We start from the raw sequence: 13,783 nt of genomic DNA, 5'->3' as shown, positions 1-13,783 counted from the left end.
AAAAGTCATATTTTAAACTTGCTGGTATTTTTATCTTTTCACCATAATGCTGAAATAAAGTGATGGGGTTACAAACTGAAATGAACAAAAAAAAACTGATTGTAAGCTCCTTACTTTTATTTTTTAGCTTAATTGGTTCGCTTGGATATGGGATATATGGTTTCTTATACCCTCAAGATATTTCTGTATATCTTAAGGCAGGCATTCCACTTTGGGGGATTGAAGCATGGGCAATAGTCTTATTCATAAGTGGAATGATGTTGCTCTCTATTCAATCATTTAGAGCAGCTCTGTACCTACTTATTGGCAATTCTTTATTCACTATTACTTGCTTTATTTATATAAGCGATGGTTTAGGCGCCTTACTTGAAGTGATATACTTATTTATCCCTGTTATTTTATTAAAGCTTGGCAGTCCTTTTTCTTATATAAAAGGAAATAAAAGTTTATAGCTAAAATCACAAATGAAAGAGTGAAAAATAATTAAACATTCAACTCTCGAAAACAATTAGCACGTAGAAAACCTTTAGAACTATCAGTGTAAATATTAAGGTCAATGCATATTCAACAAGTAGCTAACATTTAGCAACCACAACAAGTCAATCCAGCCGACCGCCTACGGCTGATTGAGGCGTTATCTGTATCAAATTGAATTCAGGATACTGATACTTCCATAACCACAGTGTCATGTTTTCTGCGGCTATAAAGAAATATCCCGATAAATATTCCGAGGCTTACCAGAGATACCGCTATATAACCGTGAGGCCAGAGCATTCCAACCCCTGCAAAGCCACACAGCAGACGAGAAAACACGTTTAACCTGCTTTCCAGATATCCTTCCAGAAGGGCGACAGTGGCATAAATGCCAAATACCGAGAAGAAGAATACTTGCAACACTTCCTGCCAATCTCCACCAATTAGAGGTGTATATGCAAACAACAGAGGCACGATGTACAAACCTTTGGCAATCTTCCAGGAGTACAAACCTGTGATCATCGGTGGAGTTTTAGCAATGGCCGCTGCAGCAAAAGCTGTTAAGCAAACTGGCGGGGTAACGTTACTGTCCTGGCTTAACCAGAAAATAATCATATGGGCTGCCAACAACATCATCGTCAGCGTTTCCGGAGCCAAAGCCTGCTCCAATAATGTGGCCTTGAAATCACCAGGTACCAGCTCAAGAAGAGCAATTGCATCAGGGCGGTTTAAACCAGACGACAACTGCATAGCTTTTTCCGGGTCAGCTAACAGGAAAAATGCTTTCGCCTGCTCCGGCAAGGTTCCATCAACCATCATATCGATCAACGCGGTCTGCGCTATAAGCTGATAAATAGCCGGAGCTGAGAGGGTAGCCAAAACTATATAGGCCGCTGTAACAGGCAGCCCCATCCCCAAAACCAATGAAGCCAGAGCCACCAACACAATAGTTATCAACAAGCTGCCATTCGCCCAGTCACTCACCATTAGAGAAAAGGTATTACCAACACCAGACGACGAAATCACATTAATCACCAGCCCCACACCAATTAGCAGCATGGCAGTTTTGGCCATATTTCGGGAACCATCTGCCAGAGCATCCAAGACTTCTCGAATGCCCATTTTATGTTTGCCAAACCAGGAGGCTGCGATAACAGCGAGAATAGAAAAACCTGCCGCATAGGTAGGTGTGAAACCTGTCACTAGCAAAGCGACCAGAAAACCCAGGGGCAAAAGGTAATGCCAACCTTTCTTCAAAACGGAAAGAGCGGGCTCTGTATCTGTTTCCACCACGTGAGCATGACTTCGCTGAGCTTCAATACGCACAAAAAACGCAACAGAGAGGAAATACAACAATGCAGGCAAAGCTGCCCAGGTAATAATTTCTACATAAGAGATCTGGGTAAAAGTCGCCATAATAAATGCGCCCGCTCCCATGACCGGAGGCATAAGCTGCCCGCCAGTAGACGCTGCTGCTTCCACTCCCGCTGAAAACTTCGCCGGAAACCCTGCTCTGCGCATCAAAGGGATAGTAATCACACCAGTGGACACAGTGTTAGCAACCGATGAGCCAGAAACAGAACCCATCAACCCGGAACCAAATACCGCGACAAAACCTGGCCCACCAACAAACCGCCCTGCCACAGCCCGGGAAAGATCAATAATAAAATCCCCCGCGCCGGACTTAACAAGAAAAGCGCCGAACAGTATAAACATGAACACATAACTCCAGCTGATCCGGGCAATCGGCCCGAACATTCCCTCTGTGCTGAAGTAGCTGCGAAACATCACTGTTTCCAGACTCAAACCGGGAAACTGAAACACTCCACCAATATGCTTGCCCCACCAGAACACGTAAGTGAGTGCCACTAGAATCATGGCTGGGATAAACCAACCGGCTGTTCGGCGAGTCAGCTCCAGAACAATGGCGATAGCAATAAAAGAGAAAATCCAGTCGCTGGTAATGAATGTCTGCCCCCGATCAAACAGGGCTGTTTCAAAGAAGATAAGGTAGGCTGCAGAGGATAAAGCAAGGCCACCCAGCAAGAAGTCGGTACTGAGTAACCATTTATTTTCAGCTTTATTAGAAACGGCGGGAACCATTAACGCACAGATGAGAGCAAAGCCACCAAAGTGGATGGCAGACACCCAAAGCTCTGACATTGTTCCCAGTGTGTTAAACCAGATATGCAGTAGAGCGAAAGCGATACCGAACCAATAGATAAAACGTCCGGCCAGTGAAGATTCTTCTCTTTGAGTTTGTTCAAAGGCTGCAAGCTGTTTTTGTAATTCTGCCTGCTGAACATTTGGCGTGTGACCAGACATACACCGTCCCCGGCCTTCTGAGATTTATTATTTAATCGTATCGCGGCAAGAAGCAGGTTGGGTTAGACGCGCAGCGTCGTAACCCAACATGAATACATGTATCAACGAGGCTGCAGGTGACCAGGAATGATAATTCCCTGTTCTGCAAAGTATTTCGCAGCTCCAGCATGCAGAGGTACAGGCAAACCAGCTATCGCCTTCTCTAACGCCATAGCTTTAGTGGCTTTGTGAATACCATTCAGAAACGGCAGGTTTTCATAAACACTCTTCACCAACAGATAAACATCTTCTTCCGGCAGATCATCGCGTACCGCCAGAAAGTTTGGCTGAGCAATGGTGTTGATAGGTTTATCCTGGCCAGGATAGGTGTTGGCAGGAATAGTATAGGGTGTCCACAGCTTGTAGCCGTTATTAGCTTTAGTCAACTGCTCTGGAGTGAAGTCCAGCACAGTCATTTTTTTACCCAGAGATGCATAAGCACGGGTAATCGCACTTACTGGCGCACCGGCCGGAATATTCATCCCTTCAATGGAACCGTTTTGTAATGCATCCGCACTGGGGCCATATCCAAGATAAGCCAGATCAAACTTCTCAGGATTGATACCCAAACCGCCCAAGATATGACGGCCAGACCCTTCGGTGCCGGAGTTACGCTTACCAATAGAGAACTTTCTACCATCGAGCTTGGCAAGGTCTGCCACAGTCCCGGTTTCCACAAGATCACTTTCAATCACAAAGTGCTCAACATTTTGCCAAAGCATGGTGACAGAACGGAGCTTATCCTGCTTACCCTGACTGGCTAACCGGCCTTCACCACCCCAGGCCCAGGCACCATAAAGCCCCTGAAGAATGGCGAACTGCGCTTCATTCTCACGGAGGAGTTTCACATTTTCGCCAGAGCCAGCGGAACTGATAGCCGACACTGATACTTTATGTTTGGGCTGAAGCTTAATTTTGCTGAGAGTTGCCAGCGCAACACCTACGGGATAGTAAGTTCCACCGGTAGAAGCTGTTGCCAGAATATAGTCACGATTATCTTTGGCCTGAACAGCGGAACCAATACCAAGTGTCAGTGTGGTGAGGGCAACGGTTAACCCTTTTACAAAACTACGCCTCGTCCTTTTGGGATAAGCCATGGAAAGCCACCTTTTTATTTTTATTGATAACGGCGGTTTTCATATTGTCAGATAATTTTTCTAAACACCACACATAAAGAAGACCACTAAAAAGGGCTTTCTTTTGGTGCGAAAACAAATGCTAAATCGTGCAATGCACCCCTAACCCGTAATACCAAATATTTCAGGTATGAACATTTTCGGTAAAAACGGAAGGGGTGACAGAGTGTATTCGCTTAAGAATTATAACCATGGCAATAGTCACTACTACCTCTGTTAAAGAGTTGTTTAGACAGAGTCAATACCGGGAAATGATTTCTGAGTATTTGAGGAACTCGACAATAAAAAAACCAGCTTAGAGCTGGCTTTTTTATTAGGTCATCTTCGTGACACAGTACTGCTTGGACTCACAACACTTACACATGCTATTCCCGCCATCGTCCCGAAATGGGCCGCACTGGGGGTTGATCTGTGCAAACCTGCGATAAAGGTGCTGAACGGTGATCCACCCGGCCGAAGCCAGAAAGATCACGGCAACAACGACAAGGTATGTCTCAATCATAGAGATTCCTCTGACTATGCCAAACCAGCAAAGCCCATAAACGCAAGAGACAGTACGCCGCCAATCATGAGAGTCATAGCCGCCCCCTGTGCAATGTCAGGCGTTTTGGCCAGTTCCAGCTTCTCACGAATACCTGCCATTAACAGCAATGCCAGAGTGAAGCCGGCACCGGCACCCAGAGCAAATACCAGACTCTGGACAAAGTTATACTCACGGGAAGTCTGGAACAGAGTCAGGCCAAGAATCGCACAGTTCGTAGTAATCAGCGGCAGGAATATACCCAAAGCCTGGAACAAGGCCGGGCTGAATTTCTTCACCACCATTTCTACTAACTGCACAGAGGATGCAATCACTGCGATGTAGCAGATCAAGCGAAGGAACTCGATGCCCAACTCACCCAGAATCAGGTTAATGGCATAAGCCGCAGCCGAGCTCACCAGCATAACAAAAGTCGTCGCCATACCCATATTCAGGGATGTATCCACCTTATTGGATACCCCCAAAAACGGGCAGATACCGAGGAACATGGCCAGTACAAAGTTACTGACCACTGCCGCATTCATGAAGATTGTAAAGAGACTGTCGTTCATCAGGCATGCCCTCCTACACTGCAACCACCGCTGGCGGCTCCAATCTTTTCTTGCTTGCGCTTCTTATCCCAGGCAAACAGAATCAGCCAGCAACCCAGAACGAAGAATCCACCTGGGGGCAAAACCATTACAACCCAAGGCTCAAAGCCAGCAGGCATAATGCTTACGCCAAACAGTGCTCCAGCACCAAGAATTTCACGTACTGCCCCCATGCTCAGCAGAGCCAGGGTAAAGCCGATACCGGAACCAAAACTGTTCACCACAGTTGCACCCAATTTCTGACGGGAAGCGTAGGATTCCGCACGACCAAGGATTACGCAGTTCGCAACAATTAACTGGATAAACGCACCCAGGGCGTTATACAGATCAAGACTGATCGCCTGAATCAAGTAATCCACAATGGTGACGAACGTCGCAATAATCACAATGTAAGCAACAATCCGCACCTGCTTGGGAATAAAGTTCCGGAAGATAGATATCAGCGAGCTGGACATCACCAGTACAAAGGTGGTGGCCAGACCCATGCTAATGGCGTTGATCGCCGAGTTGGTCACTGCCAGTGCCGGGCACATACCCAGCAACATAACGAAGACCGGGTTCTCTTCCCAGAGTCCGCGCAGAAACGTATCCGCACTTATGTTTTCGTATTCACCGGGCTTGCTCATTTGGCGCCCTCCGTTTCAATGCCAACTTTCTTGATAAAAGCGAGCTGACGGTTGATAACCGGAACCATCTGCTGAGCCGCACTGTTAATGGCATTACCAACAGCCTTGGAAGTAATGGTTGCACCACTGATGGCGTCGATCTCCCAAGGGTGCTGCTTGCTCTTGTTAGGTACAGTGACAATGGCATGGGCCAATGCAGTACCAGCGTCGTTCAGCTTGGCTACCAGATGATCGAAGTTGGCGAGAAAGTTCTCATCGGTCACAACCTTGTCACCCAGACCGGGAGTCTCAGTCATGGTGAGAATCTGATACTTAATAACCGCTTCTTTCTCCGGGCTGTAACCAAACATCACGTACACCGGACCAGCGTAACCAGTGGCAACGCCGGGAATGGCAACACCCACCAGTTTGCCCTGACCATCGTATCCACCATAAACCAGCGAACCAGTAGCACCTTCCGGTGCTACGGCCAGCTCGCCACCTTCAAAGGTGAACGTTTGACTTGCTGATGCACCCGGCACAACATTAAAGACCGCAGCTTCTGTTGCCGCCTTTTTGTTTGCAGCAATGTACGGAGCCGCCCACTGCACAACCAGAACCACGAACAGACCGGACAACATGGCGATGACTGCCAGTGTACGGAACATGGCAAAGCTGGGAGGCGCAGGAACTGTGACGTCAGGAGAAAGAACCTGCTCCTCATCAACATTCACTACGGGAATGGATTCACTCATGCTCCCTTCCCTCCTTTGTTAAGAGCTTTTTCAGGCTTGCGATAACCGAATGGCTTTTCCTGGGTAAAGGTATCGATCAACGGCGCGCAGGCATTGGCGATCAGAACTGCGTACATCGCCCCCTCTGGCAAGCTGCCGAACAGACGAATAATCACCGTCAGGAAACCAATCATCAGGCCAAAGACCCACACACCCTTTTCAGTCAGTGGCGTGCCCACCATATCTGTTGCCATAAACACGGCCGCCAGCATCAGGCCACCAGAGAACAGCATAAACAGAGGAGAAGGATAAACACTGGCATCCATCAACCAGAACGGCAGACTGGTCGCAACAGTGCCCAGCATAACGGCCACCGGAATCTTCCAGCCCATTACGCCTTTGTAGACCAGCCATGCGCCGCACAGCAGAATCAGCAGCCCGGCTGTTTCGCCGGAAGAACCGCTGACTGTGCCAAACATCAGGTCGGTAGCACTGGCGAAATCGCCACCACCGCCAATCATCTTCAAGGGAGTTGCACCACTCCAGCCGTCTACCTGATTTTGAATCCAGCCAGAAGCATCTGCAGGCGTCATAAACGGAAACGCCAGAGAAGATGGTATAAAGGAAGTGAAACGCTCAGGCAGGAAAGCAGGTGTCCAGGTGGTAATGGAAACCGGGAATGCCGCCTGTGCAAATGCACGACCAACCAATGCAGGGTTGAACGGATTCTGACCCAAACCGCCAAACAACACCTTACCCAGTGCGATAGCCACAAAACCAGCCAGCGCCGCCATCCACAAAGCAAAACCTGGTGGAAGAGTCAGACCCAGCAGCAAGCCAGTGATCACAACGCTACTTTCACGAGCCATAGCTGGTTTGCCAGCTAAACGGTTGAACAGAGCTTCTGTCGCCATACACGACAGAGTTGTAGTGATCAACAGCACCAGAGCACTGAGACCAAACAGCCAGATAGACCAGACGCAGACAGGCAACAGAGCCATCACTACACTGGCCATGATCTGCCGAACCGTCAGCGTCTTTTTCAGATGCGGAGAGGTCCGGATTTTCATGGAGATGCTTTTATGAAAGTCCGTATGTCCAGACATTTAATTAATTCCTCACTCGTCTAAGCCGGCTGATTACGCTGACGATGGGCGCCCTTGGCGACACGGATCAGCTGGGTCAGAGGAATATTGGAGGGGCAGACATTCGCGCAGCAACCGCACTCAAAACAGTCCCACATGTGAAACTTGTCAGCCATATCTTCGTAGCGATCATTCTGTGCCAGTCGGCCGAGAGTACTTGGGTTCAGCAACATCGGGCAGGCTTCTACACAGGCACGACAGCCGATGCAGGGCATCTCTTCGCTCTCATCAGGAGATGGCAGAGACTCTGGCGGAAATACCAGAACACCGGTAATACCTTTGGTGCAGGCAATGTCGGTCGTCGCAATAGCGCCACCCATCATTGGTCCACCCAGAATCACCATACCCGGGTCGTCCATAGCTTCGGCATGCTTGAGCAGCTCAGGCAACGGTGTTCCCAGAGGAACCAGATAGTTACCCGGTTTATTCACACCCGAGCCACTGACAGTCACGATACGCTCAATCAAGCCACGGCTTTCCGGTACCAGTTCACCAATCTGGGCGAGAGTACCCACGTTGAACACCGCACAACCGATATCCGCCGGAATACCGCCACAAGGCACTTCAAGATCCAGCAGACTCTTGATCAGCATTTTCTCGGCACCCTGAGGGTACTGTGTCTTAACGGCTTCACAGGTAATGTCGCTGTTATCACCGGGAAATGCTGCGATAGCTTCACGGATGCGTTGAACAGCATCCATTTTGTTATCTTCAACACCAATGATCGTACGGGTCGCACCTGTCGTTTTCATTGCCAGACGTGCGCCCCGAATCATATTCTCGGCGTACTCCAGCATGATGCGATGATCACAGGTCAGGAAAGGTTCGCACTCACAGCCATTGCCCACCAGCGTGGTAATTGTCTTACCCTGAGGCGCTTTCATTTTCACGTGCGTAGGAAATGCTGCACCGCCTAGACCTACAACGCCTGCACTCTGCACCGCCTGTACCAGTTCGTCCGGTGACATAACATCGGTATCAACTGTTTTGCGGTACAAAACTTCCTGGGAAGAAGACGGCCAGGTACGGATAATAATCGCAGTACCTTTTGTGCCATCTGGCATGGAAACAAGCTTGTCCACAGCCGCGACTGTACCAGTGACAGGCGCATGAATCGGAGCAGACACATAGCCACCAGCTTCAGCAACCAGTTCACCACGCACAACATCCTGCCCTTTTACAACAACAGGTTTGGCCGGAGCTCCCCGATGCTGCGCCAGAGGCAAAACCATTTCCTTTGGAAAAGGAATACGGCGAATCGCCTTGTGCTCAGTCTGTTCTTTATTTTCTTCAGGATGAATCCCGTGCCGGAAACCGCCCTTGGCACCTAACATCTGGAGAAAACCTTTTTGAGATTTCTTCATAGAGACAATCCTTGCTGAGATGCAGATTGGGGCCGACTAAAACGAAGCCCAACATTACGTTGGGCTTCGCAAGCTCAGCCCAACCTACGGTTCAATTATTGAAACTTCTCAGCACGCTTGATCAGCTTCTCCACATCCTTCTCGCCCATATCCGCAGGCGCGCCGGGGTGCAGACAACCTGCAGGGCACTTCTCAGCAGCCTTCACAATATCTTTGAAAGGACCTGCCTGAGCGTTCAGGACAAATGCCGTTCCATCAGAATCATTCTTGCCGAAGATGCTGGAGTTAATATTGATGCAGTCGTCACAAGCCGTACATTCACTAGACTCGATCCAGCAAGCATCGCCAGAGGCTGCTGCAGGAGCAGGAGCTGCATCAGAAGACGCTGTCGCAATGATGCTCGCAGCAGGTGCTGCAGAAACATTGCCGCCAGCCAGATTCTGGATAGCCGCAGTCGCAGCGCCAGCAAAGTCGGCACGGGCTTTCGCTTCGGCTTCCTTAACGGCGTTAACGGTATCCTGACCAGTGATACTGCGCAGCTGGTTCCAGAAGTGAACACGCTCTTCAGTGGACTGAACCATTGGAGCAGCACACAAAACACGCTGGAGATGATTGTTCTTGTCAGTACCCATCACGTATGGGAACAGACCTTCACGATCCTCTTCAGACATTTCGACGAACTCGTGCATTGGCACCATGTCATCATTCCAGGTATCAACCGGCGCAACCTTGAAGTGCTTGGCAAAGCGGGCTTCAGTCATGGCGAAGTCAGCAAAGGTTAGAGGCAGAACCATCTTTTGTTCATTGCCTTGTTCGTCCTGATAGATGATGGTCTGTTCCAGCCACTTCTTGTCCAGACCGGCGTTACCTTCCAGGCTGGAGCATTCGATGATGCTGTCACCGTGTGCTGGGTTGTAGCTGAACAGTGGGTAAGCACGGGAATCAACCGCAACCTTGGCCTGGGTCTTGGCAACGTCATCAGCCACACCGTGTTCTGCAGGACATACACAGTAGATGTTGAACAGCGCAGGATGACGCGCATTCAAACCATCAATAAAGCCTTCCAGCAGGTGAGTGGTGTGAGAGATGGAGCTCTGCAGAATGTAAGAGGTACGGTGAGCCAGGCCAATCAGGCTGATCTCTTTCCGCTTCTCTTCAATCTTACCGGGCTTGGCTTTGCCGTAGGGAGACATATCGGCAACCTGACCAACGAAGGAAGAGGTACACGCCTGACCACCGGTGTTGGAGTAAACCTGAGTATCCAGAACCAGAACCTTCAGCGGGTGACCGGAGGCCAGCAGGCGGGACATGTTCTGGAAACCAATGTCGTACATCGCACCGTCACCGCCGATCGCTACGATTGGTGGGCACAGGTGGAATTCTTCATCAGTGAAGTCTCTCCAGTTCATCTGAGTGAACATGGCGTCGTATTTGGCGAAGTCGTAACCTTCTTCCAGCTCGATCCTGGCCTGACGCAGTAGCTTGAAACCGTCGGCCATCTTGGCCATGTGACCTTCAAAGATACCCATTGCCAGAGATGTGCAATCCTGGAACAGGTGGTTGGCCCATGGGAATGGATAAGGGTTGTAAGGGTAGGTAGCGCCCCATACGGACGTACAACCAGTCGCGTTGGTAGCACCCATGAACGCACGACCAGTGCCGTGATTACCATCAGTGTACAGCCACTTGAGGTGCTTCAGTTTTTCCATCAGCTGAGTCACCCAACGTAGCCATTTGGCGTCGATAGGCTTGTCCGAGTTCTGGCCCATGCTTTGGGTCAAACCGGACAGGGTCAGGTCATGGCCTTTGTGCTCTTCGATCGCTTTGGCAACAGCGGAGGTGTCGGAGAAATCAACGTCGCCGGCCAGTTTCATACGTACATGAGTTTCCAGCTGGGCAACCAGAGAATCGATTTCTGCCAGATGCTTCTTAACGCGAGGCTGCATCAAGGCGCTGACGGTACCTGTGAACAAACGGATAACCGTTTTTTCTGCACAACCCAGGCACGCACCATCACCAGACACAGTGGCCATGTAGTTGTCTTTGTCCATCAGCAGGGTTTCCAGAGCACCGACCTTCTCATCAAGATCATCGATGCGGCTGAACTGAGGACCAGTGGTCGGCAGATCGTTCCAGAATTCCCAGTTTTTACGAATACGGGCAACGTCGTCTTCAGTCTGGGGAGTGGCTACCAGAGCACCATCCTTACAAACTCTCACACACTCCATGCAACCCTTACAGGTCATGGGGTTCAGAGTAATCGAGAAGACACCGCCGGAGCCTTTCTGCTTCTTCTCCATGTTGGTGTAGTAAGGCTTGGTGATAGCGAAGCCAAAGTCACCGGTCACGTCCAACAGCAGAGCGAACTCTTTTTCCAGACCAGTTTTCTTCTTCTCGTCTTTCTCATCAGCCAGACGTTCCAGAACAGCCTGATCGATCAGGCGGGCAACGTTTGCTGCTTCACCCTGTTGATCTACCAGTGCACGAACACGCTTCTCGAGAGCACGGGTTTCACGACGCAGATGCAGAGTCGGGTTGCCCTTGGTTTCAATACGGTCAACAGCGGTTTTGAAGACTTCTTCCAGAGTGTTGGCCAGACCAGGCAGTGCACTGTCAGGACAAACGGTGTAGCAGTCGCCACAGGCAGTACACTTCTCAGGAATGTACTGTGGGTATTCGAAACGAATCTGGGTCATGTCACGGTACACACCGGTGCCCGCAGGCATCAGGGACATGGACATGTTGGGATCAGCTGGATTGTCGTTACCCTGCCCCTTCGCGTAGAAAGAACCGGCCTTATCCCAGAAGTCGTGGATATCAGTCTGAGGGTTGCTGGACGCAGGTGCGCGGCTCAGCATGATGGGCAGTTTCTCTTCCTTACGCACCTGTTCAGCGTGAACGCCGACCACTTTCTCGGTGATCTCTTTCACTTCATCGAAACCACGACGCACTACACGGATGTTGTCGGTAACGATGCGATCACCTTTGTGGCCAAACTTGGCCCGCAGCTGACCTTCGATCGCGCTAAACAGGCCTTTCTCGTCCAGGCCGGCCTTTTCCATCAATGGAGAAGCAGCGAAGAAAGAACCCTGGAACACGTTGCCCTGCATACGGAACTGCAGTTCAGCATTAGACGCTTCTTCACGGGCAATCTTAAAGCCATCGATAAAGAATACGCGGATGTTGCGATCGACAATTTCCTGTTGGAAACGACGAGGAATCAGACCCCAAACCTTGTCGGCTTCAGTCTCTTCACTCTGGATGATGAAGGTACCGCCTTCCTTCAGGCCCTGCAGAGGGTTGGAGTGCAGGAACACTTTCGCATCAGGGGACATTACTACGTCAACGTGGCTGTATTCGCAGTTGATGCGAATAGGCTCAGGCGCTGCACACAGGTAGTAAGTGGTTGGCATACCTTTCTTTTCGGAACCGTACTTAGGGTTCGCGCGAATGTCATAACCCAACAGATCGTACAGGGTCATGGAAAGGTTCTTACCCGTAGTGATCATGCCCCAACCGCCGATGGAGTGCATACGGACGGTGATGGAACCTTCTGGTAACAGGTTAGGGTTCTCGGAACCTTTCAGGCTCATGCTCTGAACCTGTGGGTAACCGTCCAGGATTTCCTGACGACGGATTTCGTCTTTCGGGTTAGCAGCTTCGTCACGTACGAAGTCTATACCGAGGTAGAAGAATGGCTTCTGAGCACCACCTTCCAGCATGTTTTCAATGGCAGCAATCACGCCTTCTGGCTGGAAGTCACGGGAACCCAAGCCATAGCAACCGGAGTACAGACGAGGAGATTCATCTTGTTTGAAGCTGTCGTACAGTGGGTATGGCTTCTCGGCACCCTGTGCCACCATGCTGTTTTCCATGCACTTGGTCAGCACCGCGCGCACTTCACGAATAATAGGCAGATCTTCTGCCAGCGGCTGGTCGGTACGTTCCAGTACACAAACGCCCTTACGGCCTTTCAGTACTTTACCCAGCATATCGCCAGGGAACGGACGGAACATAGTCAGGTTAACAACACCAACCTTCAAACCGCGGGTTTCGCGCAGGTAATCAGCAACAGCATTCGCCTGCAGAGGCATGGAACCCTGCCCCACAATCACGTAGTCAGCGTCGTCCATCTTGTAGCAGGCAACACGATCGTACTTACGACCGGTCAGTTGGAAGTACTCTTCCATGCACTGATCGGTAATGTCACGAATGTGTTCAAAGAAGTAAGGGCGCTGGGCAGCAACAGACTGCATGTACGCGTCCTGGTTCTGTACAGGACCGGCAACGATAGGGTTATCCACATCCCACAGTTCAGGTACACGACGGCGCTTAGGTCCGTAGATCATCTTCTGGGCTGGAGTCGGGCAGTCGATGATGTCGTCTGGACGGCCACAAAATTCTTCAACCAGTTCACGCTCAGGAACCTGTACGGGCTCGATCAGGTGAGTGGTCAGGAAGCCATCCTGGGCAACGATGGCTGGCGTCAGGGACTGTTCTGCAATCTTACGACCAATCAGGTTCAGGTCAGCAGCTTCCTGCGCGGTAGCACCGAACAACTGGAAGAAACCCGTGTCATCCACACAGTGGTAATCATCGTGGGAGCAGTGAACGTTCAGGGTAGACTTGGTCATGGCACGTGCGCCTACGTTCAAAACGTAAGGCAGACGTTTACCAACCGCCGCGTACAGGGATTCATGCATGTACGCGATGCCCTGGGCGGAAGAGAAGTTAGTGGCACGCAGACCACTCATGGCCATACCTGCAGTTACAGCAGCAGCGGCGTGTTCGGATTCAGGCTCTACAAAAATCAGTGGACGACCACCAACA

The 13,783-nt window shown here is 50.3% G+C and carries 10 protein-coding genes; 1 reads left to right on the top strand and 9 read right to left on the bottom strand.

The features are described from left to right. The first annotated feature begins 80 nt into the window (after positions 1 to 80). Positions 81 to 452: a hypothetical protein gene (locus QMA35_RS12025; protein ID WP_281647395.1), complete on the top strand. Its 372-nt coding sequence runs from the start codon at positions 81 to 83 to the stop codon at positions 450 to 452. 202 nt (positions 453 to 654) lie between these two features. On the opposite strand, the gene QMA35_RS12020 is transcribed toward QMA35_RS12025, so the two are convergent. The 9 genes from QMA35_RS12020 to QMA35_RS11980 all read right to left on the bottom strand — a co-directional run. Continuing rightward, the gene (locus QMA35_RS12020; protein ID WP_281647394.1) at positions 655 to 2,799 is read right to left on the bottom strand and encodes a TRAP transporter permease; all 2,145 of its coding nucleotides are present in this window, start codon (positions 2,797 to 2,799) and stop codon (positions 655 to 657) included. Between the two features lie 101 nt (positions 2,800 to 2,900). Continuing rightward, the gene (locus tag QMA35_RS12015) at positions 2,901 to 3,935 is read right to left on the bottom strand and encodes a TAXI family TRAP transporter solute-binding subunit (protein WP_281647393.1); all 1,035 of its coding nucleotides are present in this window, start codon (positions 3,933 to 3,935) and stop codon (positions 2,901 to 2,903) included. A gap of 352 nt (positions 3,936 to 4,287) precedes the next feature. Then, positions 4,288 to 4,476 carry a hypothetical protein gene (locus QMA35_RS12010; protein ID WP_281647392.1) on the bottom strand — a complete coding sequence of 63 codons (189 nt, stop codon included), beginning with the start codon at positions 4,474 to 4,476 and terminating at the stop codon, positions 4,288 to 4,290. A 14-nt stretch (positions 4,477 to 4,490) separates the two neighbouring features. Next, positions 4,491 to 5,066: an RnfABCDGE type electron transport complex subunit A gene (locus tag QMA35_RS12005; protein WP_281647391.1), complete on the bottom strand. Its 576-nt coding sequence runs from the start codon at positions 5,064 to 5,066 to the stop codon at positions 4,491 to 4,493. After that, a complete protein-coding gene (locus QMA35_RS12000) occupies positions 5,066 to 5,731 on the bottom strand; it encodes an electron transport complex subunit E (RefSeq protein ID WP_281647390.1) in 666 nt (221 codons plus the stop codon). The genes QMA35_RS12005 and QMA35_RS12000 overlap by 1 nt, the downstream gene beginning before the upstream one ends. Further along, positions 5,728 to 6,465, bottom strand: a complete 738-nt coding sequence (locus tag QMA35_RS11995; protein ID WP_281647389.1) for an FMN-binding protein — start codon at positions 6,463 to 6,465, stop codon at positions 5,728 to 5,730. The genes QMA35_RS12000 and QMA35_RS11995 overlap by 4 nt, the downstream gene beginning before the upstream one ends. Continuing rightward, positions 6,462 to 7,550: an RnfABCDGE type electron transport complex subunit D gene (locus QMA35_RS11990; RefSeq protein ID WP_281647388.1), complete on the bottom strand. Its 1,089-nt coding sequence runs from the start codon at positions 7,548 to 7,550 to the stop codon at positions 6,462 to 6,464. Before QMA35_RS11990 ends, QMA35_RS11995 begins: the two co-directional genes overlap by 4 nt. Positions 7,551 to 7,570: 20 nt before the next feature. Further along, positions 7,571 to 8,953, bottom strand: coding sequence for an electron transport complex subunit RsxC (gene rsxC, locus QMA35_RS11985; RefSeq protein WP_281647387.1), 1,383 nt, complete (start codon positions 8,951 to 8,953; stop codon positions 7,571 to 7,573). Between the two features lie 95 nt (positions 8,954 to 9,048). Then, positions 9,049 to 13,783, bottom strand: a 4,735-nt coding sequence (locus tag QMA35_RS11980) for a 2-oxoacid:acceptor oxidoreductase family protein (RefSeq protein WP_281647386.1), incomplete at its 5' end; no start/stop codon positions are given.

This window comes from Parendozoicomonas sp. Alg238-R29 (assembly GCF_947331445.1).
Taxonomy (GTDB): Bacteria; Pseudomonadota; Gammaproteobacteria; order Pseudomonadales; family Endozoicomonadaceae; genus Sansalvadorimonas.
The sequence above is the reverse complement of the archived record's forward strand: the minus strand, read 5'-3'. Positions and strand labels throughout refer to the sequence as shown.

Coding starts and splice junctions, on each gene's coding strand:
- QMA35_RS12025 (WP_281647395.1), top strand. CDS start 81: ATGAACAAAAAAAAACTGATTGTAAGCTCCTTACTTTTATTTTTTAGC.
- QMA35_RS12020 (WP_281647394.1), bottom strand. CDS start 2,799: ATGTCTGGTCACACGCCAAATGTTCAGCAGGCAGAATTACAAAAACAG.
- QMA35_RS12015 (WP_281647393.1), bottom strand. CDS start 3,935: ATGGCTTATCCCAAAAGGACGAGGCGTAGTTTTGTAAAAGGGTTAACC.
- QMA35_RS12010 (WP_281647392.1), bottom strand. CDS start 4,476: ATGATTGAGACATACCTTGTCGTTGTTGCCGTGATCTTTCTGGCTTCG.
- QMA35_RS12005 (WP_281647391.1), bottom strand. CDS start 5,066: ATGAACGACAGTCTCTTTACAATCTTCATGAATGCGGCAGTGGTCAGT.
- QMA35_RS12000 (WP_281647390.1), bottom strand. CDS start 5,731: ATGAGCAAGCCCGGTGAATACGAAAACATAAGTGCGGATACGTTTCTG.
- QMA35_RS11995 (WP_281647389.1), bottom strand. CDS start 6,465: ATGAGTGAATCCATTCCCGTAGTGAATGTTGATGAGGAGCAGGTTCTT.
- QMA35_RS11990 (WP_281647388.1), bottom strand. CDS start 7,550: ATGTCTGGACATACGGACTTTCATAAAAGCATCTCCATGAAAATCCGG.
- rsxC (WP_281647387.1), bottom strand. CDS start 8,953: ATGAAGAAATCTCAAAAAGGTTTTCTCCAGATGTTAGGTGCCAAGGGC.